We start from the raw sequence: 21,108 nt of genomic DNA on the forward strand, positions 1-21,108 counted from the left end.
CGACTACAGCCCCGCTCGTATCATAGCCTCCATTTGCTCGGGAACGACATGTCTGTCGATGGAGCGGATGAGGAGCAAAGCATGTCGGAATCAGATACGAATATCCTCGCCGGTGAAGCTTACTTTTCTCACACGCGACCGGAAGCGATCTCCCTCAATGCAAATCCTGCGGATGCGATACTCGGCATCGTCCACGACTTGGGTAACCTGATCCAGGTCGCCACCTCCGCGCTGAACATGATGTCGCGCAGTCCCGACATCGAGATGGGCTCGACAATGGTGCCGGTCTTCGCCAGCGCCAGGATCTCGCTTCAGCGGGCGGGAACGCTCGTTCAGCAGACGATGCGCCTTGCGAGTGACGGCAATGCCGCGGCCGAGCCAATCGACATCCGGGCTTGCCTGATGGAAATCGAAGCCCTGGCGAGAGCCACCTGGGACCGCGATATCGCGTTCGAGATATATGCGAGCGAGACGCTTCCCATGCTCAGATGCAGCCGCGTGGGGTTGCAAAGCGCCATCATGAACCTGCTGCTCAACGCGCGCGACGCCATGCCGGATGGCGGTGTGATTTCGATCGCAGCCGCCGCCATCGACGGCGAAGGCGAAGGCGCCGGGATCGAATTGCGGATTTCGGACAACGGTCTCGGGATGACAGAGGATGTGCTGCACCGGGCGACCGATCCCTTCTTCACGACGAAAGCATCGGGGCTTGGAGGCTTCGGCCTGCCGATGGTCAAACGCTTCGCCCAGGAAGCCCGGGGAAATCTCCATCTGGAAAGCGAGCCAGGCCGAGGCACGGTCGTGACGCTGCGATTGCCCATCGAACGCTGATCCATCACTTTATTCCGGCAGATCCCGGCGAGTTGAAAAGAAACCAGTCAATAGCCGGACGAAGTCTTTCGCCCGGCTCATTCGTCGTTCAGCTGCTATCAGGCGGCGGCGCGTTTGTGATCCGCCGGATGCTGTAGCCGGAAGCCGATCGCCAGTCTATTCCAGGCATTGATCATCGCGACGCCGATCGAAAGCGCCAGAAACTCGTCATCCGAGAAGTTGGCGTGCGCCTCTTCATAAATATCATCCGGCGCATGGCTTTTGGCGATCTCGGTGAGAGCCTCGGCCCAGGCGAGCGCGGCCCGCTCCCGAGTGGTGAAGAGCTGCGACTCCCGCCAGGCGTTCAGAAGCAGCAGCCGGTCGTCCGTTTCGCCGAGCTTCAGCGCGTCCTGGCGGTGCATATGCAGGCAGTGAGCGCATCCGTTCATTTGGGACACGCGCACTTTGACGAGCTCGAGCAACTTCGGATCGAAGCTCTTGGCAATCCAGGCTTCAACCGCCACGAGGCCATCGATGCCGCTATTTCTATAAGCCATGAAGTTCAGACGCTTGATCATTCTTGTCTCCATCGTGAGAGGATTGATGGTGCAAGCCAAGGTTTGCAGGCCAGTGGATACGCCTTGCCCTCCAGGTCGGCTATCTGCCCCGACGGTAAGTTCGGCCGATGCCTGTCGACGTGACACGTTCCTCCATTTCGGCCGGATGCATGGACCGCAGAGCCAGCTGCCCTACTGCGTTCGCATAGGGTGACAGCGACCGAGGGAGAATGGTTTGGGACTGCGATCAGGCGCATTCTCCAATCCATCGGTTTACCGGCCGCACCGGAGATCTTGCGTGCGACGGCGCCGACGAAGTCGCTTCGCTCATCGAGGACGCGGTGGGCACGCCGAGCAGCTGCCTGCTCACCTTCAAGTCACCAGAGGATAATCCTCGCCAAGGACAAGGAGACTACCCATGAAAATCGTCGTTATCGGCGGCACCGGCCTGATCGGCTCGAAGACCGTGGAAAGATTGCGCAACAAAGGGCACGAGGTGTTGGCGGCTTCGCCGAATTCGGGCGTCGACACGATCACCGGCAAAGGCCTGACGGAAGCGCTCGCAGGCGCACAGGTGGTGCTCGATCTCGCAAATTCACCCTCCTTCGAGGACAAGGCCGTTCTGGAATTCTTCCAGACCTCGGGCCGCAATCTGCTCAAGGCGGGGGCTGCTGCCGGCGTTAAGCATCACATCGCTCTATCGATCGTCGGCATGGAGCGGCTGCAGGGCAGTGGCTATATGCGTGCCAAGATGGCCCAGGAAGAGCTGATCAAGAGCTCCGGGCTACCCTACACCATCGTGCACTCCACACAGTTCCATGAATTCATGGCTGGCATCGCTCAGTCGAACACTGTCGGCCAGGCGGCGCATCTGTCGCCGGCCTATCTGCAGCCGATCGCCTCTGACGACGTTGCTGACGTCATGGCCGAGGTGGCGCTCGCCCCGCCTGTCAACGGCACGATCGAAATCGGCGGGCCGGAGAAAATCCGCCTTACCGACATCGTAACGCGTCTGTTCAAGGCGACGAACGATCCGCGCCAGGTGATCGCCGATCCGCACGCCCGCTACTTCGGCGTGGAGCTCGAGGACAATTCGCTCGTGACCGGCCCCAAGGCACGGCTCGGCCGGATCCGCTTCGACGACTGGCTCAGCCGTCAGCCGGCCCAGAAAAAGAGCGCCTGATACCGGGCGTCCGACCCATTCCCATCAACGTAGGAGACCAGACATGCTCACCAAAATGATCTCGGCGGCGGCGCTCGCCGTTGTCCTTACTGCCGGCACTCAGGCTCACGCGGCAGGCGGCGACGCGAAGGTAAGCGTCGTTTACGACCAGAAGCTCCCCAATGTTCCCGGCAAAAGCGTGCGGGCGGTGCTTGTCGAATATGGGCCAGGCGGCTCCTCGCCCGGCCATACGCATCCGGCTTCGGCCTTCATCTATGCCACCGTTCTCGAAGGAGCGATCACCAGCAAGGTGAATGACGGGCCGGAAAAAGTCTACAAGGCCGGCGAAAGCTTTCCCGAATTTCCCGGCGATCATCACAGCGTCAGCAAAAACGCCAGCAAGACAAAGCCGGCGCGCCTGCTTGCGGTCTTCGTGCTGAACACCGACGAGACGGAGCTGACGATCGACGACAAGTGACGCCATGCGTGATGCCCGGCGGCGCCGGGCATCACTTCCTCGCCGTGTCTCAGGCCGCCTGCAGCGCCAGTTCCAGGTCGGCAATCAGATCATCCGGATGCTCGATGCCGATCGACAGGCGGATCGTCGATTCCAACACACCGATGCGCTGGCGGACATCGGCAGGCACACCGGAATGCGTCATGGCGGCCGGATGGCTCGCAAGCGATTCCGTGCCGCCGAGGCTGACCGCGAGCTTGAAGATCTGTAGCGCGTTCAGGAATTTGAACGAAGCGGGCTGACCGCCGCGAATATCGAAAGAGAAGGTGGAGCCGGCGCCGGTGCATTGCGCCCTGAAGGTCCGGCCGGCCGGCGATTCCGGATCGTGGTAGGGCAGGTAGTGGACCCTCTCAACCTTCGGATGATCACGCAGAAAATCGGCAACGGCCCGCGCGTTGCTGTTTGCCCGCTCCATGCGCAGCTGCAGCGTCTCCAGCGAACGGCCGAGCATCCAGCAGGAATGTGGATCGAGCTGCGTGCCGATCGCGCCGCGCAGAGCCTTGATCTGCTTGATCACTGCCTTGCGACCAAGAACGGCGCCGGCGATCAGATCGGAATGACCGCCGACATATTTGGTCAGCGAATAGAGCGAGATATCGGCGCCGTGCTCGATCGGCCGCTGGAAGACCGGTCCGAGCAGGGTATTGTCGCAGACGATGATCGGCATATGGCCCTGTCTTGCATCGATCATGTCGGCCACCCGCCGGGTCATCGCGACATCGACCAGGCTGTTGGTCGGATTGGCAGGCGTCTCGATCAGGATGACGGAGACGCGGCCTTTGCCCATCGCCTCTTCCGCCGCCTTCTGCACCGATCCTTCGCTGACGCCGTCGGCAAATCCAACGGCGGCGGTGCCGAGGTTGAGGAAGGTCTTCGCCAGCAATGTTTCCGTTCCCCCATAGAGCGGTTGCGAATGCAAGATCGCATCGCCAGGCCGGACGAAGGCAAGCAGAGTGGTGGCGATCGCCGCCATGCCGGATGAAAACAGCACGCCGCTTTCCGTCCGTTCGTAGACGGCAAGCCTGTCCTCGACGATCTCGCTGTTTGGATGGTTGAAACGCGAGTAGACGAGGCCGGCCCCTTTCCCCTCGGGCGGCTCGCGGCGGCCCGACACATAATCGAAGAAGTCGCGGCCATCCTCCGCGGTATTGAACACGAAGGTGGAGGTGAGGAACACCGGCGGCTTGACCGCCCCTTCCGAGAGTTCCGGATCGTAGCCGTAGTTCAGCATCTGTGTTTCGGGATGCAGGGCATGATTGCCGATATGGGTTTTGGAAGGATGCGGGGCGGTCATCATCGTCTCCTGTTTCGGGACTGCAGAAACGGCAGAATACATCAAAACCATATGAGAGGAGCAATCATCGCGGTCAGCTCATGGTCTCGCCCAGAGTGTCCGCGACATAAGCGCCACGCGCTCCCATCGGCCGCGGCGTGCCCGTCGTCGTGTCCTTTGCGGTCTGATGCTCCAGTTCGGCGTTAAGCTCCCCTCCGACGATAAGAATGACGACGGAAAGCCAGATCCAGATGAGGAAGCCGATCAGCGCACCGAGCGTGCCGTATGTCGCGTTGTAATTGGCAAAATGATCCAGATAGAAGGAGAAACCGAGGGACATGGCCGCCCAGGCGACCGTGGTCAGAACCGCGCCCCACGTCATCCACCGGAGCGTGGCAGGCTCGCGGCTGGGGCCGAAGCGGTAGACTGATGTGACCGCCACCGCGACGACCAGCAGAAGCAGCGGCCATCGCATGAGAAGAGCCATATGCTCCTTGAATTGATCGAGCCAGAGATAGGAGAGGACCACCGGCATGACCCCGACGAGCACCACCATGACCACCATCAAAAGAATCGCGCACAAGGTGAAGCAGAGACCTATCAGGTTCAACCGGACAAGCCCCCGCTTCTCCTCCTCCTCATAGGCGACGTTCATCGCGTCGAAGATCGCCAGCGTGCCGCTATGCGTGCTCCACAGGGCGATGCCGAGACCGACGAAGAAGGTGATGCCGAGCGTGGCGTCGCGCCGGTTGACGAGTTCCCTGATCTGGTCGGCAAGAAGATCGAACGCGCCGGGCGGCAAAAGCGCGGCCAATTCGCGAAGGTGTTCGGATATGGTGATCGGATCGGCAACCAGCCCGTAAAGAGAGACCAAGGCCGCCATGGCTGGAAACAGCGCCAGCAACAGATAAAAGGTCACGCCCGCCGCAATCAACGTCACTCGGTCAACGAGGACTTCGTGGAAGACACGCCAGAACACGTCGCGCAGACCGCTGAGAGGAATGGCCTCGGGCACACTGGCACTGCGGCCATGATCGTCACCCCGGTGGCCGGTATTCGCAGACGGGGCGACCGAACTGCGCTCTTTTGCCTGCATCAAGACAAGCGCGCCGATCCCCGCGGCCATCACTGTCGCGGCAATGGAGAGCCTCTTGAGGTGAAGCACATCGGACATGAAGATGTTCTCCGGTCTGGTGCTGACATAACGCAGGCCGCCGCTAAAGGATGCAAGCCGTTGCTTTCCTACGGACATTTGATGCGGGGGCGACGTCAGTCTGTTCCCAGGCGGGTCAGGCTGCGGGGGAATGGACACGAAAGCAGGAGCAATTCGGAAATCCATAAGTCATTGATATCACTTCAATCATATAAGACTACGGAAGCAAAATCGGACTTTGGTTTCGTTACCACGTTGCCGGTGGCCTGTCTGACAGGGCTGCCAACTGGGGTTTCTGGCGGCCACGAGGCCATAGATTGGCGCTCGGCTCACATCGGGAGCGCAATTTGGATCCACAATCCACTCCCCATCATCCCGATTCCGGCACCTTTCGGCGACCGGCATCCGCAGATGAAGCGTTGATTACAAGCCTGCCAAAAGAATAGCGCCGGCGACGATGGCCTGCAATAGCCGCTTGCGTTTTCACCCGACAAATATCGGCTCAGAGCATCCACGACCGATTGCTTTCGCCCGACACAGCTCACGACCAGGCGTCGTCGAGACCGAGACGCTGCCTGCTCACGGACACGATCTCGAAGGCCTCGTTGTCGCGTACCAGATTGTCGGCAATCGACGGAATACGCCCAGCGATCGACGAACACGCAAGCATCTGCGTAGCAAGATGGCGAAGCCAGCTGCCCACTCCGGATGGCGACCAGTTCGCAGCCTGGCGTCATTCAGCCATCGGCGCCTCGACCGTCTCCGGCGGCGCTGCTCCGGCAGTTCAGTATCAGGCGCCTCGTGGGCACCCCTTTCGCACGGCGCAGGATCATCTCCAGGTATAGTGGCCGGGATTGACGCAGGTCTTCCCCAGACTGCCTGAGAGCAAGGGACTTCCCCATCAATACGCGCACCACTGTCGGGCGCTGCTCCATCTGCCATGGCGGCGCGGCCTTAGCGCCACGTATGCCTATCCCACGAGAATGAACCGGAGGCCGCCGTTTTTCACACATGCGTTCGGCTCGCCACCGCGGGCAAATCGCTGAACGTCGCCGTAGCTTCATGTGCGCCAAGGATCTGACGATCGCGAGGTCAGTGGCCACTCACTCGCAACGGACGCGCCCCGAAGCTCTCGTCCGCGAACTGCCGATCCTGCGGGATGGAAGGATGCCCTCCCCTGCCGCGCAATCCTTCCACTCAATCACATAAGGACCCGACTGCAGATGACAGCTGCGCCGCTGGACCGCATCACACCGAGACGGCAGCCTCAATGGCCGGACGGCAATCCCTGCGCCCGGACAACTGCCTGATGGACCCCGTTGTCCGCGGACAACGGGATGATCAACGTGATTCCAATCAGATCATTTGCGCGAACAGCCCCACAGCAATTGATGGCGCGACCGACGAGATACCCCTGATGTCACCTTGCCAGCCGGCATCCTGGACGCGCAGCACCATGACCGCCGTGGCGGCGCCACCAGCCATCGCAGAGCAGCGGCTTCTCGCGCCTTGTCGAACAGCTTCGTGAATGGGCGCAAAGAATTTGGTAAAGATCGGACCAGCCGGCAGATCTGCCCGCTCGTTCCACAAGGGACGGAATGCGGCCCATTCGAAAAGCCGCGCAGTTGCCGGCGTAGTGATTTTTCTCGCCGAAAGCTTCCACGGATGATCGTCGGCTGGCTCGGCGACGAGGCGGAAACGAACTCATCCACCGCGCGGTGGGAAGCCACTGGACCAATTGACAACGCTTGCCTGCGGCCTTCGACAGATCGACCACCCGCTGCGGACCCGGTCAACTCCGTGGGTCAAGCGAGCCAATGGCCAGACTCATCTTCGGGTCCTGCGGGCCTTTAGCCCCAGACCGCGGTGGCATGTCGTGGCGACGGACCCATTAGCCTGCCACCTCGCTGCACATCGGCCAGCTCTGAGGTCTCCGATACGCCAGCAGGCACTCTTTCTCAGGGGCACAGATCAAGGCCGAAGCGAAACTGGCTTGATGACAGCGGCAGCATCCGCATGCGGTGGAAGCCGATGGGCCGGTCCCTGCCGCAAATGACCAGTGTAAGGTGGTCAGTTTGGCGACCGTCTGTCGAATATTCGACCAATGCACCCATCAGCTGGACGGCGATGCGTAAGGTCACGCGTTCGACCGAGCGAAAGGCCCAACCAAGACAGACCAAGAGAGGATCGTCATCGTCGACCACCGAGCCGCCCTCACCTTCGCGCACCCCGGCGCTTGACGCGCAGCAATGCGATCACTGATGCTCTCACCGATCGCTTCACCCCGGACCGAGCCGACCTCCGTCGTCTCACAGCGAAGCGCAGCCCTTCCTCCGGCATCGCACCTCGGCTGGTTGTCCGCGGACAACACCATGCCGGCCCAATCACCTGCGAGAAAAGCTGCACCTGCCCGACCGCCTTCGTCCGCAGCGTGATCCACATAAAGATCGGCGCAACCGCCAGGCTTGAATTTGCCGCATTGCGGCACTACCTCGTGACGGACTGAAGCGCTTAACCCCTCCGAGCAGCTTCGGTCCGACGGACAGCATCTCTCCTCCCCGGCTGTCGGTCACAATCGAAGCCCGGCGCATCTCTCCCGCGCCGGGCTTTTGTCGTTTTGACCGCCTTCCGTCGCCGGCGAGCCAGCAACGCTTCCTAATTTCTCCATTCTTGTGGACGCTCCTCAAGCGATAGGCCATGAACCTGCGAAGCCGGCGGAAGCGACTTAGCACCCGTCGCCTGCTGATCTTCACTGGCATCTGAACGCCGCCTTCCCAGAGGAGCCTCGAATGCCGCGGCGAGACCGCGCACGCTCGGATCGGCCAGCAGCTCGTGCGCGGACGCGCCGTATCCAGATCCATGCGGACCAGAGCAATCCCGCTTCGTCCTCCGCGGACACGGCCGTGGCTCGGACACCTCGGCGCACTTGGCCAATCTCAAAGGCACCGGCAGTAAAATCTCACCGGTAAGCATTCCGGCCCCAGGGCAGGGGAGACCGTGACGCGCCTGCACTCAGCTTAGGGAGGGTGAGTCGGACGTCGTCACTCCAAGCTTTGTCATCACCCATGCCGTCCTGGGCAGAGTGTTTGGGTGTGGCGATACCATTGCCGGCCAGAAGTGTGACCGGGTGATTGCGCCGCCGAAGGGCAGGGCGGCGTCGAGGGCGTTTATCTCCCGGCACGGCGATGCGCTGCATCGCTCCCATTCCTCACGAAGATGGAGCGGTCGACTCGGGCGGAACGGATGTTTCAAACGTCGTCATAACAAAGCGCCCATTGGTCGCCGATATACCAGCAGCGTCCGAGACGCGGATCCGCCTTCCACAGCAGGCTTTTGACGAACTCAATACCGCCGCGCTTGAAGGCAGCCGTCAGCGCTTCGATTTCGTTCTCGTCGATCGTCAAACCGCCCTCGGCGCAGACGAAATAAGCCGTGCTGATCCACCGCACCGCAAATCCATTCTCGCCGCGCTCGATGCGAAGCGCGGCGCCGTGGGATGCGTGACGGCAGCCATTCGACGGTCGGCCCTGGCGCGGCACGCCAAGCGGCAGCACTAGGCGCCCTCCGGGCCGCAGCCCTTCGATCCATGATGCCGCGGGACGCGTGACGGCGAAATTCACATAGATCGCATCCACCTCTTGCTGCGGCCATTGAGTGCCGTCGGCAATGATGACGCTGACATTGGCTCGGTCGGCAAGCGCCGTTTGAGCGTGGCCGGCCAGATCGGCGTCCATCTCGACGGCATAGACATGACCGGCAGCACCGACCAGCTCCGCGAGGATGGCGCTATAATAACCGGTGCCGGCACCGATATGGACGATACGATCACCGACCTTGACGTCCAGTTCGCCCAGGAGCCGGGCATGCAGTGAGGGACTGCCGTTGTTGACGCCCTTGTCGGGCTGCAGGGCGAATAACACATCCTGATAGGCCAGAACCAAATCGGAGGAGGGGAGGGGGCGATATCCGCCGCCCAGATTGGCGATCTGCCATGGCGGAGCACCGAGAAATTTCTCGCGTGGCACAGCGGCAAAGGCAGCTTCGATCCGCGGGTTCGTCGTCCCGGCGGTAGCCGCCACCTGATGGGCATAAGCGCGGCGGATCACCGCAAGGTCGTCGGCCGTGAACATTGCACTGGGCATGGGCAAATCTCCGGACATGGCTCTGATCTGTTCTGTTTTAGGTCTTTGCGGCGCCAGATCCATCACTAGCGATATTGGACCCCTAGCGATAGCATGAGGGAGGCACTTCCATCCCATTCCGCAGTAGCGGAAATAATTGTCTAATTAGGTTCATTATAGCGATCAATTAATCATATTTTCAGTGAACTGCAGAGATGCGGGATATTTATGCGCCGTCGCCGAACTGGCCGTAGAGACAAATGCGGTTGATGGTCGCTCTGCGCTTTTATTTATCGGTCAATCCGGGGCAGGGGAGACAATGAGGGACCTTTGGGACCTCCGCCTTCGCCATCTCCCGTCGAAACCCTTTCGGACCGCCGCGCAGTAGGGATGCTCGATCCGGACCAGCGTATATCCGCATCGCGCCCTTAGATCATATACTCCGGTTCGCACAAGGTTTGGTCCATGGTGATACCCGGCAGGTTGAAGTGACGCCTGCCCACCTGCTTTGCCGGAATGCCGGCGACCGATGTGTAATCGGAAACGGCATTCACGACCACGCTGCCTGCACCCACCTTCGCGCCGACGCCAATTTCGATATTGCCGAGGATCTTGGCTCCCGCTCCGATCAGAGCGCCGCGCCGCACCTTCGGGTGCCGGTCACCGGTTTCCTTACCCGTTCCTCCCAATGTGACGTTCTGGAGGATCGATACATCGTCTTCGACGACAGCCGTCTCGCCGATGACCAGGCCGCTCCCATGATCGAGCATGATGCTCCGGCCCATCTTTGCGGCGGGATGAATGTCGACGCCGAAAACTTCGGAAATGCGGCTTTGAATATGGCGCGCCAAATGGAGGCGGTCATGGTGCCATAGCCAGTGGGCAACGCGTTGGCCCTGCAGAGCCACAAAGCCTTTGAAATACAGAAATGGCGTCAGGATTTCCGCGTTCGACGGATCACGCTCCTTGATTGCCGTCAGGTCTGCGGCGGCATCGGCGACAATATTGCGATTGCCGATGAACGCCTGGGCAATCACCGCCAACAGCTCGTCATGGTCGAGGTCGTGATTGGCCAGCTTGATCGCGACCCGCTGGGCCAGCGCCTGGGCGAAACTCGCATGATAAAGCACGGCGGAATTCATGGCGCGCGTGAGTGCTGCGTCCTTGGCCGAAGCATTGACGGCCTCCCCGCAAAGAGCCTCCCATATGGCGGCAACCTGAGGCGAGGGGGATGGCTCGGTCGACAGATTGCTCAAGCTGACCAGTGGAACCGTCATAGCACCTTCCTTCTACAGGCGAACGTCGTGACGTCCGGCATGAGGTTAGGTGAATCCGGCCCCCGATAGATGGTCTATAATTACGTGGATCTTCGCAGCAGCTCCAAAATTCCTCTCTTTTTTCGTGAGAAACGGGAAATTATTTCCAAGTCGCCGCATCACCCGTCACCAGTGCTCCGGAAGGCTTGAAGCGAGCAGCCGCAAGGAAGCCAAGGCTCGCCAGACACCAAAGCCGGGCCGTCATCACTTGAAGTCGAATAGTGCTTGCGTTCCGGATATAACTTTCTATGGTTTTAGTAGAGAATTATGCAGCCGGTCGGTTTTGATGGATACCGAACGGAGCGATCCAACGCAGAAGGAGCCGATGAATGACTCTTCTCTCGTCACGCTCTTCGAATTCGGAGAACCGAGATGCCGACCATCTCGCAAGGATTGCGATCATCGGCCGGGGCTTTACCGGGATCATGACCGCAATCGCTCTTTTCAAGAGAGTCGATCGGCCCTTCCATCTGGTGATGTTCGATCCGCGCGCAAAGATCGATATCGGCGAGGGCATCAGTCAGCCCGCATCGACGGTGCTGACCAGCCGCGTTCGCGACCTTTCCGTCGATCCCGGACTCCCGGACGATTTTCGCCGCTGGCTGGAAACGAATGACACATGGCGCGATCGACTGATCTCGGATCCTGCCGGTCTCGAACACGCCTTTGTACCCGGAGATATTTTCAGCACCTATGTGTATAAACGCTTTTCCGAAGCCCTGACGCTTCGGCCTGATGTGATCGTCCAGTTTGGCTCGGATGCGGTCACGGCGATCGACAGGCATCTGGAAGGGGGATATTCCGTTTGCCTTGGAGGAGAGCAACGAACCCGCTTCGATGTCGTGTTTCTCGCGACCGGTTACGGCATGCGGGACAATACAGACGTGGCGCCTGCCGGCGGAGTGCGAAGCGCCGTCGTGATCGGCGGCGGCATCCACGCGGTCGACAGGGCGCTCGGCTTGCTGGCGGATGCCAAGATTTCCCATGTCACGTTGATCTCGGAATCGGGCTTCCTGCCTCAGTCGCATGCTCCCGCCGCCGTCGGAGCTGTTGTCACCGACCAACCCATGCCGCGGACGCTGCGCGGCGCGTTCCGTTTCCTGCGTGAGGCCGCCAGCAAAGCCGATCTGGAAGGTTCGGGATGGCAAGGCATTATGAACGGCTTTCGTTCACGTGCGCGCGATCTTTGGGCGGGATTGACGCCGGAAGAGCGAGCGCGGTTCAAACGCCACGTGAAGGCCATTTACGACAGCCATCGCAACCGCTTGCCGCCGGAGCACTATCAGCGCCTGCATCATGCGATCGCCAGCGGCGCGATCGCCGTCAGGAAGGGCAAAGTGAATTGCATCGCCACCAACGGCGTGCTGTTTTCAGCGCCGACCGGGCTCGAGGTCCTTCCCGCGGATCTGACGATAGACTGCCGGTTCCGGCCGTCCGGGACCGATAGCCCGCTGGTTCGCTCGCTTATCGTTGCAGGCCTTGCAACGCGGGACGAACTCGAGATCGGTATCGTCGTCGACGAATGCGGGCGGACCAAGGCGAGCGCGTTGCACGGGCTGTTTGCGATGGGGCCGCTCGGCCTGGGCAGCCTTCCGGATATCGATCTGGTGCCTCAGATCGTCTTGCAGAGCCATGCGGCTGCGTCGTTGCTCAACAGCTGGATCGGCGAAACGGCCAAAGCGCGGCACGTCGCCAAAACCTTTGGCGACGCGTGAACGTTATCTGCGTCAGGCCGTTCGCGATGCCTGGATGGCTGTCGGTGACGCAAGCGGCGGCAGCTCCGGATTGGAGCGGAAATCCTCTCCGACATAATCGGTATCGATTGGCATCATAGAGCGCGTGACGATCTCGATGAACTCGGCGGCGCTCATAACATTCCTCCGGCTCGGCAGCATCTTTCCAAAATCAACGTGCCTTGCGAGCGGCAGCGGCGTGGATTCGTTGGGGAAGGGCGGGAGCCTCCGGGCCAGCTCGATCTAGCCGCGACCATATGGCGAGAAGGCGCAAGGCAGCCGGATCGTGAGGCGCCGGCTCCAAGGGCTGCATCTTCGACCTCCTTCAACCCGAAAATGAAACCCGCCAATGACCGCCAAGTCGCTGGCGGCAAGGTCATGGCGGTGAACCTCTGAAACAAGAGGGAAATGCTGCACTGCCGAAAAAATCGCCACGCGCGCCACTGCGCGTTTTTTCGGCATGCCCCATTGACAATTTCTCCTTGATGGCACTTGATAAGTCCATCCAATAAAATAGACATGTGTCCGGTATATTGGATTAGCTGGAAACATCCATTAAGGGGAACGCCATGACCATTTCCTTTCGCACCGGCGTGCTGTCGCTGATCGCTGCCGCCCTGTTGTCCACGCCTGCGCTGGCTGAAGGCAGCAAGCTCGATGAAGTGCTGGCCCGCGGCCACCTCGTCCTCGGCACGGGCAGCACCAATGCGCCCTGGCACTTCAAGAGCGCCGACGACAAGCTTCAGGGCTTCGACGTCGACATGGGCCATATCATCGCCAAGGCCCTCTTCGGCGATCCTGAAAAGATCGAGTATGTGAACCAGTCCTCAGACGCCCGCATCCCGAACATCACCACTGACAAGGTCGACATCACCTGCCAGTTCATGACCGTTACCGGCGAGCGCGCCCAGCAGGTTGCCTTCACCATTCCTTATTATCGCGAAGGCGTGGGCCTGATGCTGAAAGCGGACGGAAAATATGCCGATTACGCCGCCCTCAAGGCCGCCGGCTCCTCCGTCACCATCTCCGTCCTTCAGAACGTCTATGCCGAGGCCATGGTGCATGCGGCCTTGCCGGAGGCGACCGTCGACCAGTACGAATCCGTCGACCTGATCTACCAGGCGCTGGAGTCGGGACGTGCCGATGCAGTCGCCACCGACCAGTCGTCGCTCGCCTGGTACATGACGCAGAATCCGGGCCGCTATAAGGATGCCGGCTACGGCTGGAACCCGCAGACCTATGCCTGCGCCGTCAAGCGCGGCGATCAGGATTGGCTGAACTTCGTCAACACCGCCCTGCACGAAGCCATGACCGGCGTTGAGTTCGACTTTTACGCCAAGTCCTTCAAGACCTGGTTCGGCAAGGATCTAACGCCGCCGCAGATCGGCTTTCCCGTCGAGTTCAAGTAACATCCATGCGGAGCGGGACTTGCTCCCGCTCCGCTCGATTAAAGAGTGAGAGTGTGACGTCGTCCGAAAACTGTTCACACTTCTCGGCATCATGCTCTGATCTGAAAGGGCAGCCCGTATGGGTTACACTTTGAATTTCTCGGCCGTCTGGCGCAATTTCGATTTTCTTTTGAGCGGGCTTGCGCTCAGTCTCGGCCTCGCGGTGATCTCGATCCTGATCGGAGCCGTGATCGGTCTCGTCGTGGCCTTCGCACTGACCTCCAAGAGCCGCTTTGCGGTCGTGCCGGCCCGGGCCTATGTCACTGTCATTCGCAACCTGCCGATTCTTGTCCTGGTGCTTTTCGCCTTTTTCGCGCTGCCGCAGATGGGCCTGCGCCTTGACAAGATAAAAAGCTTCGTCCTGGTTCTATCCCTCTATTCCGGCGCCTATCTGGCCGAGGTGTTCCGTGCCGGACTGCTGTCGATTCCAAGAGGACTGACGGAAGCTGGCCTTGCCATCGGCCTGACGGGCATGCAGATCCGCAGTTCCATCATCGCGCCGCTGATGCTGCGCAACGTGCTGCCATCGCTGTCTTCGACGATCATCTCGCTCTTCAAGGACACCTCGCTCGCCGCCGCCATCGCCGTGCCGGAACTGACCTTTGCCGCCCGCAAGATCAATGTCGAGAGTTTCCGCGTCATCGAAACCTGGATGGTCACATCGGCCCTCTATGTCGCGACCTGTTTCCTCATCGCCGCCGTGATGCGTTTCGTCGAACGCCGTCTGGCCCTGCCGAGATAGACCCTGATGTCCCACACCTTTCTCGAACAACTCTGGATTGCTCGCTACGTCATCATGAACGGCATCGGCGTGACCGTGTCGATCTCGCTGCTGGCCATCCTCGCGGGCTCCGTGCTCGGCGTTTTCGTCGGCTTGGCGCTCGTCTACGGCGGCGTCATTTTGCGTCTGGTCGTGCGCGCCTATACCGATATCATCCGCGGCACGCCGGTGCTCGTGCTGGTGCTGGCGAGCTACTACGTCTCTGCCGCCGTCGGCCTCGATCTCGGGCCGTTCTCGGCAGGCGTGCTCGCCCTTGCTATCTTCTGCTCCTCCCATGTCGGCGAAATCGTCCGTGGAGCGCTTCAGGCGATCCCGAAGGGACAAACCGAAGCCGCCAAGGCGATCGGCCTGACCTTTACCCAGACCTTCACCTCGGTGCTGTGGCCGCAGGCCATGCGCCAGTGCCTGCCGGCCTGGGTGAATACGGCGGCCGAGATGGTGAAGGCCTCGACGCTGCTCTCCGTCATCGGCGTCGCGGAGCTTCTCCTGCGTACGCAGGAAATCATCTCCCGCAATTTCATGAGCCTCCAGTTCTATTTCCTGGCTGGCGGTCTCTATTTCATCATCAACTACGGCATCGAGCACTTCGGCAAATATGTCGAGCGCAAGACCGCCCTGCCGTCCTGAGGAGCTCCCCCGATGGCCAAGACCATTCTCGACATCAAGGGTCTGCGCAAGACTTACGGCATCCACGAAGTCCTCAAGGGCGTCGATTGCGCCGTGGAGGAAGGCGAAGTCATTTCCATCATCGGCTCGTCCGGCTCCGGAAAGACCACCCTGCTGCGCTGCATCAACATGCTGGAGGAATTCCAGGGCGGCACGATCCGCCTCGATGGCGAGGAGATCGGCTACCGCGCGGAAGGGACAACGCGGCGACGCAAAAGCGAGAAGGAAATCGCTCGACAGCGCGCGCTGACCGGCATGGCGTTTCAGCAGTTCAATCTCTTCCCGCATATGAGCGCCGCTGAAAACGTCATGCTCGGCCTCGTCAAGGTCAAGAAAATGACGAAGCCGGACGCTCGCGCCATCGCGGAGAAATGGCTCGATCGTGTCGGCCTTGCCGCCCGCGCGAACCATTATCCCGGACAGCTTTCCGGCGGCCAGCAGCAGCGTGTCGCGATCGCCCGCGCCATCGCCATGTCGCCCAGGCTGATGCTGTTCGATGAGGTGACCTCGGCACTCGATCCGGAACTGGTGGGCGAAGTGCTGCAGGTCATCAAGGGGCTTGCCGCCGACGGCATGACCATGCTGCTCGTCACCCATGAGATGCGCTTTGCCTATGACGTTTCGTCACGCGTCATCTTCATGAACCAGGGCGTCATCTGCGAGGAAGGCAATCCGAAGGAGATGTTCGTGCATCCGAAGACCGAACGGCTCGCGGAATTCCTCAAGACCTCGAGTTTCAACTAGAGCAATATTCAGCAAAAGTGCGTAGCGGTTTTGCGTTCGGAATTGCGTGAAAACAAAGAGATAGAGCATTTCCACGGAAATGCTCTAATGCATGTCGCCCAAAAGTGCGCAGCGGTTTGGGACAACGATTTGCATAAACAAAACTTAAAGATCCCGCGGCGCTCCGCTCTGCGGATCGTCACGGGCGCTCGGTCCAAGGATCGACAAGCTCGATCCCAAAGCCCTCGAAATCCTTGATATTGCGGGCGGCGAGGGTGAGATCGTGAGCAATCGCGGTGGCGGCAATCAGGCCGCCCATTGACGACAAGCCGCGTCCGCTTCGCTTTGCGAACCCCATCAAATCGCCCCAGCCTATCGCAACCGGCTGGCAGGCCCTGGGCAAGCCATTCGGCCAGCACGTCGCGCTTCCGGCCGCTTTCCATCAATGCACCGCCACGCCGGATCTCCGCGATCGATACAACGCTGATGAACGAGCGATCCTCATCGAGACTGTCCAGCCATTGTAAGGCATGTGTATTGGGCCGCGGCCTCGTCACCTCGGAAGGCACATTCGTGGCCAGCAGAAGTCTCACAGGTGGAGATCACGCGGTTCGTCGCGCTGCCGTTCGAGATCCAGATCGGCACCACGCAAAGGCGATTGCATCAGAAACTCTGCAAGGGCTCCCTTGCGCGCGGTCTTCCGCTGCCATTCCTCGGCCGAACCGGTCTTGCCGCAAGCAGCTTTTCGAGAGGGAAGGGGCTTTGGGCGGCCGGCGCCGATCCGGATTGACAACGAGTTGCCGGCACTCGCTCAATTTACGTTCAGTCTGCATTCCCAGGGTGCAAATTCCAGGCGCCGAATCCGAGATATCCTGGAAATCCTGAACGCAGAATTTTGGCACGCGCTTTGCTTTCTGTCTTGTATGCAAGATAGCCAGACATCCGAGACCACGCAGAAGACCATCGAGGAAACGATCGTTTCCGGGATTCTGTCAGCCAAGATCAGGCCCGGTACGCGGCTCAGCGAAAACCAGCTGGCAAGCCTTTTCGGCGTATCCCGCACCCGCGTTCGCGAAGCCATGATGCGCCTGGAAACACGCGGCATCGTACATGTCAGTCCGAGACGGGGCTGGTTCGTCGTCGAGCCGTCTGCCGAAGAGGCGATCGCGGTCTATGAGGCGCGGCGCGTCATCGAGGCCGGATTGCTGCGCAGCATGCGCGTGCTGACAGACGAGGGACACAAAGCTCTCGACGCGCATTTGAACGAGGAAAAAAGCGCCATGACTGCGGGCGACCGCCAGCGCCTGACCTATTTGATGGGCGATTTTCACATCCGCATCGCAGAATTGAGCGGGAACGCCATCATCGTCGATATCCTGCGCGATCTCACCGCGAGGACGATCCTCATTTCGATGCTCTATCAGTCTGAATTTCATGCGGCACAGTCTCACGAAGGGCATTGCCGCATCTTCGAAGCGATGCAGGCGGGCGATTTCGGCAGAGCTGCGGAGCTCTCCGTCGAACATCTCGACGAAGTGGAAATGGGCCTCGACCTCACCGCGCGTCCGGATCCGCTCTCGGAACTGCGCAATTCCCTGTCCCTTCCTCCCAGGACCGTCCCCCCAACCGTCAAACCCAAAAAATCACAACTTCAAAGGAGCAATTGAAACATGCTGACAAGACGAGTCTTCTTCGCAATCGCGACCCTGGCTGCAACCTTCGGCTTCGGCTCGGCGTCCTACGCCGATGCTCTCGCCGACATTACGGCGCGCGGGACGCTGCGTGTCGCCGTCCCGCAGGATTTCCCGCCCTTCGGCAGCGTCGGCACCGATATGGCGCCGATGGGCTACGATATCGATGTGGCCAATCTCATTGCCGAAAAGCTGGGCGTCAAGACCGAACTCGTGCCGGTCACCAGCGCCAACCGCGTCCCCTATCTGCAGACGAACAAAGTCGATCTGGTCATATCGAGCCTCGGCAAGAATGCGGAGCGCGAAAAGGTGATCGATTTCTCGACAGCCTATGCCCCCTTCTTCAATGGCGTGTTCGCGCCGGCCGATCTTTCGATAGCCAAGGCGGAGGATCTTGCGGGCAAGAGCATCGGCGTCACGCGCGGCGCCGTGGAGGACCTCGAACTGACGAAGATCGCGCCGGCCGATGCGACGATCAAGCGCTACGAGGACAATAACGGCACCATCTCCGCCTTCCTGTCCGGCCAGGTCGACACCATCGCCACCGGCAACGTCGTGGCCGCTGCGATCCTCGCCAAAAATCCTCCCAAGCGCCCTGAGCTGAAGTTCCTCATCAAGAATTCGCCCTGCTACATCGGCCTCAACAAGGAGCAGGCGGCGCTTCTGGAGAAGGTGAACGGTATTATCGCCGCCGCCAAAACCGATGGATCGCTCAACGCCATATCGCAGAAGTGGCTCGGCGCTGATCTCCCGTCGGATCTCTAAGGACCCGGTCTTACCAACGTCATCCCGCGCCCGCACGCGGGATGACGTGACGCTCGGTCACCGCAAGAGGGGACAATTCCTTGAGCTATCATTTCGAATTTGGCTGGCTGCTGCAATATTACCCTGAAATCATCAAGGGCATACTGGTCACCCTGGAGCTTATCGCGATCGGCAGCGTGCTCGGCATTGCACTCGGCATCTTCTGCGCCTGGGTGCGCGCACTCGGCCCGGCCTGGCTGAAACCTGTCGTTGCGACCTATGTCGAACTGATCCGCAACACGCCCTTTCTGATCCAACTCTTTTTCATCTTTTTCGGTCTGCCGTCGCTCGGCCTCCAGCTTCCCGAACTGACGGCCGCCAATCTCGCGATGGTCATCAACCTCGGCGCCTATAGCTGCGAAATTATCCGTGCGGGCATCCAGGCGACCCCGAAGGGCCAGTTCGAGGCAGGCGAGAGCCTCGCCATGACGCGCTTCGAAACCTTCCGCCATGTCGTTCTCGTGCCGTCACTGCAGCGCATCTGGCCGGCGCTATCGTCGCAGGTCGTCATCGTCATGCTCGGCTCATCGGTCGTGTCGCAGATCGCCGCCGAGGATCTGACCTTTGCAGCGAACTTCATACAATCACGAACCTTCCGCGCCTTCGAGGCCTACATCGTCTCGACCTCAATCTATCTCGTCCTGGCAATCCTGCTCCGGCAGCTGCTGGGAGTGGTCGGCGGGTTCATTTTCCCGAGGAGGGCGGCACGATGATCGAGTTCACACTCTGGGACATCCTGCGCAACCTGCTGCTCGCCACCCGCTGGACGATCCTGCTTTCGCTCGTCTCGTTCATCGGCGGCAGCGTGGTCGGACTGGGGCTGCTGTTCCTGCGCATCAGCAAGCGCAAGGCATTCAGGGCAATCGCGAAATATTATATCGAGCTCTTCCAGGGCACGCCGCTGCTGATGCAGCTCTTCATCGCCTTTTTCGGCCTCGGCCTCTTCGGGATCGACGTGCCGGCCTGGCTTGCCGCAGGTTTGGCGCTCATCCTGTGGAGTGCTGCCTTCCTCGCCGAGATCTGGCGCGGCTGCGTCGAAGCGGTCGCCAAGGGGCAATGGGAAGCCTCCGCCAGCCTTGGCATGGGACGGCTGCAGCAGATGCGCTACGTCATCTTGCCCCAGGCGCTGAGGGTCGCCATACCGCCCACGGTCGGTTTCTCCGTTCAAATCGTCAAAGGTACGGCGCTGACCTCGATCATCGGCTTCGTCGAACTGTCGAAAGCCGGCACCGTGGTCACCAATGCCACCTTCCAGCCCTTCACCGTCTACGGGCTCGTCGCCCTCATCTATTTCGCCCTCTGCTGGCCTTTGTCGAAAAGCAGCCAGATCCTGGAAAGGAAGCTCAATGTCGCTCATCGAAATCACTGAAGTCCGCAAGAGCTATGGAACCACCGAGGTGCTGAAGGGCATCAATCTCGATGTCGAGGCTGGCGAAGTCATCGCCATTATCGGCAAGAGCGGCTCGGGGAAATCGACCCTGCTTCGCTGCATCAACGGCCTGGAGACCATCACCGACGGCTCGATCTCCGTGGCCGGCGCGCAGCTCCTCGATGACGAAGTGCATCTGAAGGCCTTGCGCCTCAAGGTCGGCATGATCTTTCAGCAGTTCAACCTCTTCCCGCACCTGACGGTTGGCGGCAACGTCATGCTGTCGCAGACCGTGGTCAAGAAGACCCCGAAGGCCGAAGCCGAAGCCACCGCCCGCAAGATGCTGGAGCGGGTGGGGCTGGGCCACAGGTTCGACGCCTATCCGGACGAGCTCTCGGGTGGCCAGCAGCAGCGCGTCGCCATCGCCCGCGCGCTCGCCATGCAGCCGGCAGCCCTTCTCTGTGACGAAATCACTTCCGCGCTGGATCCGGAACTGGTCGCCGAAGTTCTGGCCGTCGTGCGCGAGCTTGCCGCCGAGGGCATGACACTGCTGATGGTAACCCACGAGATGAAGTTCGCCCGCGACGTCTGCAACCGTGTCGTCTTCATGCATCAGGGCCGGGTCCACGAAGCAGGCCGGCCGGAGGAAGTCTTCGCCAATCCGCAGACGGCAGAGCTGAAGCAATTCCTCGGCGTCAGTTAAGAAACGACGCCACGCTCTCGCTTATGCCGGCCGGCGTCGTGCGGCCGGCAGGATGAGAACGCACTGAGCCACTAGCGCAGCTCTTCATCCAGTTCCGCGTCGACGGCATCCAGAGCCGGAAAGGGCAGCATTTCTCCGCGCCGGGATTCCTCTTCCGCCCGCAACAGCGAGCATATGGCATAGCGGCCATCTTCTTCGCGTGCCATATCTTCGCGAATAAGGGCGTCCAGATATTCACTCGGCATCGTGTACTGGCTCTTCCCGTTGGCGCGCATATCGAC

At 60.6% G+C, this 21,108-nt stretch carries 22 protein-coding genes and 2 pseudogenes; 13 read left to right on the forward strand and 11 right to left on the reverse strand.

What is annotated here, in order from left to right; translation table 11 throughout:
• Positions 1-81 precede the first annotated feature (81 nt).
• Positions 82-831, forward strand: a complete 750-nt coding sequence (locus FHT79_RS25630; RefSeq protein WP_168333312.1) for an ATP-binding protein — start codon at positions 82-84, stop codon at positions 829-831.
• Between the two features lie 98 nt (positions 832-929).
• Here FHT79_RS25630 and FHT79_RS25635 read toward each other — a convergent pair whose 3' ends face one another.
• A complete protein-coding gene (locus tag FHT79_RS25635; RefSeq protein WP_183904427.1) occupies positions 930-1,388 on the reverse strand; it encodes a carboxymuconolactone decarboxylase family protein in 459 nt (152 codons plus the stop codon).
• Between the two features lie 397 nt (positions 1,389-1,785).
• On the opposite strand from FHT79_RS25635, the gene FHT79_RS25640 reads away from it, so the two are divergent.
• Together FHT79_RS25640 and FHT79_RS25645 are read left to right on the forward strand one after the other, a co-directional pair.
• Positions 1,786-2,550 (forward strand): SDR family oxidoreductase, encoded by a 765-nt coding sequence (locus FHT79_RS25640; protein ID WP_063474021.1) that lies wholly within the window; start codon positions 1,786-1,788, stop codon positions 2,548-2,550.
• Positions 2,551-2,593: 43 nt separating this feature from the next.
• Positions 2,594-3,007, forward strand: coding sequence for a cupin domain-containing protein (locus tag FHT79_RS25645; protein ID WP_047616942.1), 414 nt, complete (start codon positions 2,594-2,596; stop codon positions 3,005-3,007).
• 49 nt (positions 3,008-3,056) lie between these two features.
• On the opposite strand, the gene FHT79_RS25650 is transcribed toward FHT79_RS25645, so the two are convergent.
• The 6 genes from FHT79_RS25650 to cysE all read right to left on the reverse strand — a co-directional run bounded on the left by FHT79_RS25650 (position 3,057) and on the right by cysE (position 10,870).
• The gene (locus tag FHT79_RS25650) at positions 3,057-4,340 is read right to left on the reverse strand and encodes a cystathionine gamma-synthase family protein (protein WP_183904428.1); all 1,284 of its coding nucleotides are present in this window, start codon (positions 4,338-4,340) and stop codon (positions 3,057-3,059) included.
• A 73-nt stretch (positions 4,341-4,413) separates the two neighbouring features.
• Positions 4,414-5,493, reverse strand: a complete 1,080-nt coding sequence (locus FHT79_RS25655) for a YihY/virulence factor BrkB family protein (protein WP_183904429.1) — start codon at positions 5,491-5,493, stop codon at positions 4,414-4,416.
• 520 nt (positions 5,494-6,013) lie between these two features.
• Positions 6,014-6,142 (reverse strand): hypothetical protein, encoded by a 129-nt coding sequence (locus FHT79_RS32435; protein ID WP_281414618.1) that lies wholly within the window; start codon positions 6,140-6,142, stop codon positions 6,014-6,016.
• A gap of 1,288 nt (positions 6,143-7,430) precedes the next feature.
• Positions 7,431-7,676 carry a hypothetical protein gene (locus FHT79_RS25660; protein WP_183904430.1) on the reverse strand — a complete coding sequence of 82 codons (246 nt, stop codon included), beginning with the start codon at positions 7,674-7,676 and terminating at the stop codon, positions 7,431-7,433.
• 1,044 nt (positions 7,677-8,720) lie between these two features.
• Complete coding sequence (locus FHT79_RS25665; RefSeq protein WP_183904431.1) at positions 8,721-9,632, reverse strand: methyltransferase domain-containing protein; 912 nt, start codon at positions 9,630-9,632, stop codon at positions 8,721-8,723.
• 389 nt (positions 9,633-10,021) lie between these two features.
• Positions 10,022-10,870: a serine O-acetyltransferase gene (gene cysE / locus FHT79_RS25670; RefSeq protein ID WP_183904432.1), complete on the reverse strand. Its 849-nt coding sequence runs from the start codon at positions 10,868-10,870 to the stop codon at positions 10,022-10,024.
• A 368-nt stretch (positions 10,871-11,238) separates the two neighbouring features.
• Between cysE and FHT79_RS25675 the strand changes: the two genes are divergently transcribed.
• Entirely contained in the window at positions 11,239-12,624 is a 1,386-nt protein-coding gene (locus FHT79_RS25675; protein WP_028758974.1) for an FAD/NAD(P)-binding protein, read from the forward strand.
• Between the two features lie 12 nt (positions 12,625-12,636).
• Here the strand turns inward: FHT79_RS25675 and FHT79_RS25680 are convergent, their stop codons facing one another.
• A complete protein-coding gene (locus tag FHT79_RS25680) occupies positions 12,637-12,780 on the reverse strand; it encodes a hypothetical protein (protein ID WP_179867815.1) in 144 nt (47 codons plus the stop codon).
• Between the two features lie 431 nt (positions 12,781-13,211).
• Here FHT79_RS25680 and FHT79_RS25685 point away from each other — a divergent pair, with 431 nt between their 5' ends.
• The 4 genes from FHT79_RS25685 (at position 13,212) to FHT79_RS25700 (ending at position 16,281) form a co-directional block, all read left to right on the forward strand.
• Positions 13,212-14,051: a transporter substrate-binding domain-containing protein gene (locus tag FHT79_RS25685; RefSeq protein WP_028758973.1), complete on the forward strand. Its 840-nt coding sequence runs from the start codon at positions 13,212-13,214 to the stop codon at positions 14,049-14,051.
• Between the two features lie 118 nt (positions 14,052-14,169).
• Positions 14,170-14,832 carry an amino acid ABC transporter permease gene (locus tag FHT79_RS25690; protein WP_028758972.1) on the forward strand — a complete coding sequence of 221 codons (663 nt, stop codon included), beginning with the start codon at positions 14,170-14,172 and terminating at the stop codon, positions 14,830-14,832.
• 6 nt (positions 14,833-14,838) lie between these two features.
• Positions 14,839-15,498 (forward strand): amino acid ABC transporter permease, encoded by a 660-nt coding sequence (locus FHT79_RS25695; RefSeq protein WP_028758971.1) that lies wholly within the window; start codon positions 14,839-14,841, stop codon positions 15,496-15,498.
• Positions 15,499-15,510: 12 nt separating this feature from the next.
• Positions 15,511-16,281, forward strand: coding sequence for an amino acid ABC transporter ATP-binding protein (locus FHT79_RS25700; RefSeq protein ID WP_183904433.1), 771 nt, complete (start codon positions 15,511-15,513; stop codon positions 16,279-16,281).
• Between the two features lie 178 nt (positions 16,282-16,459).
• On the opposite strand, the pseudogene FHT79_RS25705 reads toward FHT79_RS25700, so the two are convergent.
• Both FHT79_RS25705 and FHT79_RS25710 read right to left on the reverse strand, forming a co-directional pair.
• A pseudogene (locus FHT79_RS25705) lies at positions 16,460-16,853 on the reverse strand (type II toxin-antitoxin system VapC family toxin).
• A pseudogene (locus tag FHT79_RS25710) lies at positions 16,850-16,981 on the reverse strand (prevent-host-death protein); the annotation flags it as partial. The pseudogenes FHT79_RS25705 and FHT79_RS25710, both read right to left, overlap by 4 nt.
• Before the next feature lie 202 nt (positions 16,982-17,183).
• Here FHT79_RS25710 and FHT79_RS25715 point away from each other — a divergent pair.
• The 5 genes from FHT79_RS25715 (at position 17,184) to FHT79_RS25735 (ending at position 20,827) form a co-directional block, all read left to right on the forward strand.
• Positions 17,184-17,927 carry a GntR family transcriptional regulator gene (locus FHT79_RS25715; RefSeq protein ID WP_168333338.1) on the forward strand — a complete coding sequence of 248 codons (744 nt, stop codon included), beginning with the start codon at positions 17,184-17,186 and terminating at the stop codon, positions 17,925-17,927.
• Positions 17,928-17,930: 3 nt separating this feature from the next.
• The gene (locus tag FHT79_RS25720; RefSeq protein WP_047616947.1) at positions 17,931-18,716 is read left to right on the forward strand and encodes a transporter substrate-binding domain-containing protein; all 786 of its coding nucleotides are present in this window, start codon (positions 17,931-17,933) and stop codon (positions 18,714-18,716) included.
• Positions 18,717-18,796: 80 nt separating this feature from the next.
• A complete protein-coding gene (locus tag FHT79_RS25725; RefSeq protein WP_183904434.1) occupies positions 18,797-19,468 on the forward strand; it encodes an amino acid ABC transporter permease in 672 nt (223 codons plus the stop codon).
• Positions 19,465-20,124, forward strand: a complete 660-nt coding sequence (locus tag FHT79_RS25730) for an amino acid ABC transporter permease (protein WP_047613811.1) — start codon at positions 19,465-19,467, stop codon at positions 20,122-20,124. The genes FHT79_RS25725 and FHT79_RS25730 overlap by 4 nt, the downstream gene beginning before the upstream one ends.
• Positions 20,102-20,827: an amino acid ABC transporter ATP-binding protein gene (locus tag FHT79_RS25735; RefSeq protein ID WP_047613813.1), complete on the forward strand. Its 726-nt coding sequence runs from the start codon at positions 20,102-20,104 to the stop codon at positions 20,825-20,827. Before FHT79_RS25730 ends, FHT79_RS25735 begins: the two co-directional genes overlap by 23 nt.
• A gap of 71 nt (positions 20,828-20,898) precedes the next feature.
• Here FHT79_RS25735 and FHT79_RS25740 read toward each other — a convergent pair whose 3' ends face one another.
• Positions 20,899-21,102: a CopG family transcriptional regulator gene (locus FHT79_RS25740; protein WP_183904435.1), complete on the reverse strand. Its 204-nt coding sequence runs from the start codon at positions 21,100-21,102 to the stop codon at positions 20,899-20,901.
• Positions 21,103-21,108: the final 6 nt, after the last annotated feature.

Source organism: Rhizobium sp. BK212 (assembly GCF_014197475.1).
Classification (GTDB): domain Bacteria; phylum Pseudomonadota; class Alphaproteobacteria; order Rhizobiales; family Rhizobiaceae; genus Rhizobium; species Rhizobium anhuiense.

Coding starts and splice junctions, on each gene's coding strand:
- FHT79_RS25630 (WP_168333312.1), top strand. CDS start 82: ATGTCGGAATCAGATACGAATATCCTCGCCGGTGAAGCTTACTTTTCT.
- FHT79_RS25635 (WP_183904427.1), bottom strand. CDS start 1,388: ATGATCAAGCGTCTGAACTTCATGGCTTATAGAAATAGCGGCATCGAT.
- FHT79_RS25640 (WP_063474021.1), top strand. CDS start 1,786: ATGAAAATCGTCGTTATCGGCGGCACCGGCCTGATCGGCTCGAAGACC.
- FHT79_RS25645 (WP_047616942.1), top strand. CDS start 2,594: ATGCTCACCAAAATGATCTCGGCGGCGGCGCTCGCCGTTGTCCTTACT.
- FHT79_RS25650 (WP_183904428.1), bottom strand. CDS start 4,340: ATGACCGCCCCGCATCCTTCCAAAACCCATATCGGCAATCATGCCCTG.
- FHT79_RS25655 (WP_183904429.1), bottom strand. CDS start 5,493: ATGTCCGATGTGCTTCACCTCAAGAGGCTCTCCATTGCCGCGACAGTG.
- FHT79_RS32435 (WP_281414618.1), bottom strand. CDS start 6,142: ATGCTTGCGTGTTCGTCGATCGCTGGGCGTATTCCGTCGATTGCCGAC.
- FHT79_RS25665 (WP_183904431.1), bottom strand. CDS start 9,632: ATGTCCGGAGATTTGCCCATGCCCAGTGCAATGTTCACGGCCGACGAC.
- cysE (WP_183904432.1), bottom strand. CDS start 10,870: ATGACGGTTCCACTGGTCAGCTTGAGCAATCTGTCGACCGAGCCATCC.
- FHT79_RS25675 (WP_028758974.1), top strand. CDS start 11,239: ATGACTCTTCTCTCGTCACGCTCTTCGAATTCGGAGAACCGAGATGCC.
- FHT79_RS25680 (WP_179867815.1), bottom strand. CDS start 12,780: ATGAGCGCCGCCGAGTTCATCGAGATCGTCACGCGCTCTATGATGCCA.
- FHT79_RS25685 (WP_028758973.1), top strand. CDS start 13,212: ATGACCATTTCCTTTCGCACCGGCGTGCTGTCGCTGATCGCTGCCGCC.
- FHT79_RS25690 (WP_028758972.1), top strand. CDS start 14,170: ATGGGTTACACTTTGAATTTCTCGGCCGTCTGGCGCAATTTCGATTTT.
- FHT79_RS25695 (WP_028758971.1), top strand. CDS start 14,839: ATGTCCCACACCTTTCTCGAACAACTCTGGATTGCTCGCTACGTCATC.
- FHT79_RS25700 (WP_183904433.1), top strand. CDS start 15,511: ATGGCCAAGACCATTCTCGACATCAAGGGTCTGCGCAAGACTTACGGC.
- FHT79_RS25715 (WP_168333338.1), top strand. CDS start 17,184: ATGCAAGATAGCCAGACATCCGAGACCACGCAGAAGACCATCGAGGAA.
- FHT79_RS25720 (WP_047616947.1), top strand. CDS start 17,931: ATGCTGACAAGACGAGTCTTCTTCGCAATCGCGACCCTGGCTGCAACC.
- FHT79_RS25730 (WP_047613811.1), top strand. CDS start 19,465: ATGATCGAGTTCACACTCTGGGACATCCTGCGCAACCTGCTGCTCGCC.
- FHT79_RS25735 (WP_047613813.1), top strand. CDS start 20,102: ATGTCGCTCATCGAAATCACTGAAGTCCGCAAGAGCTATGGAACCACC.
- FHT79_RS25740 (WP_183904435.1), bottom strand. CDS start 21,102: ATGCGCGCCAACGGGAAGAGCCAGTACACGATGCCGAGTGAATATCTG.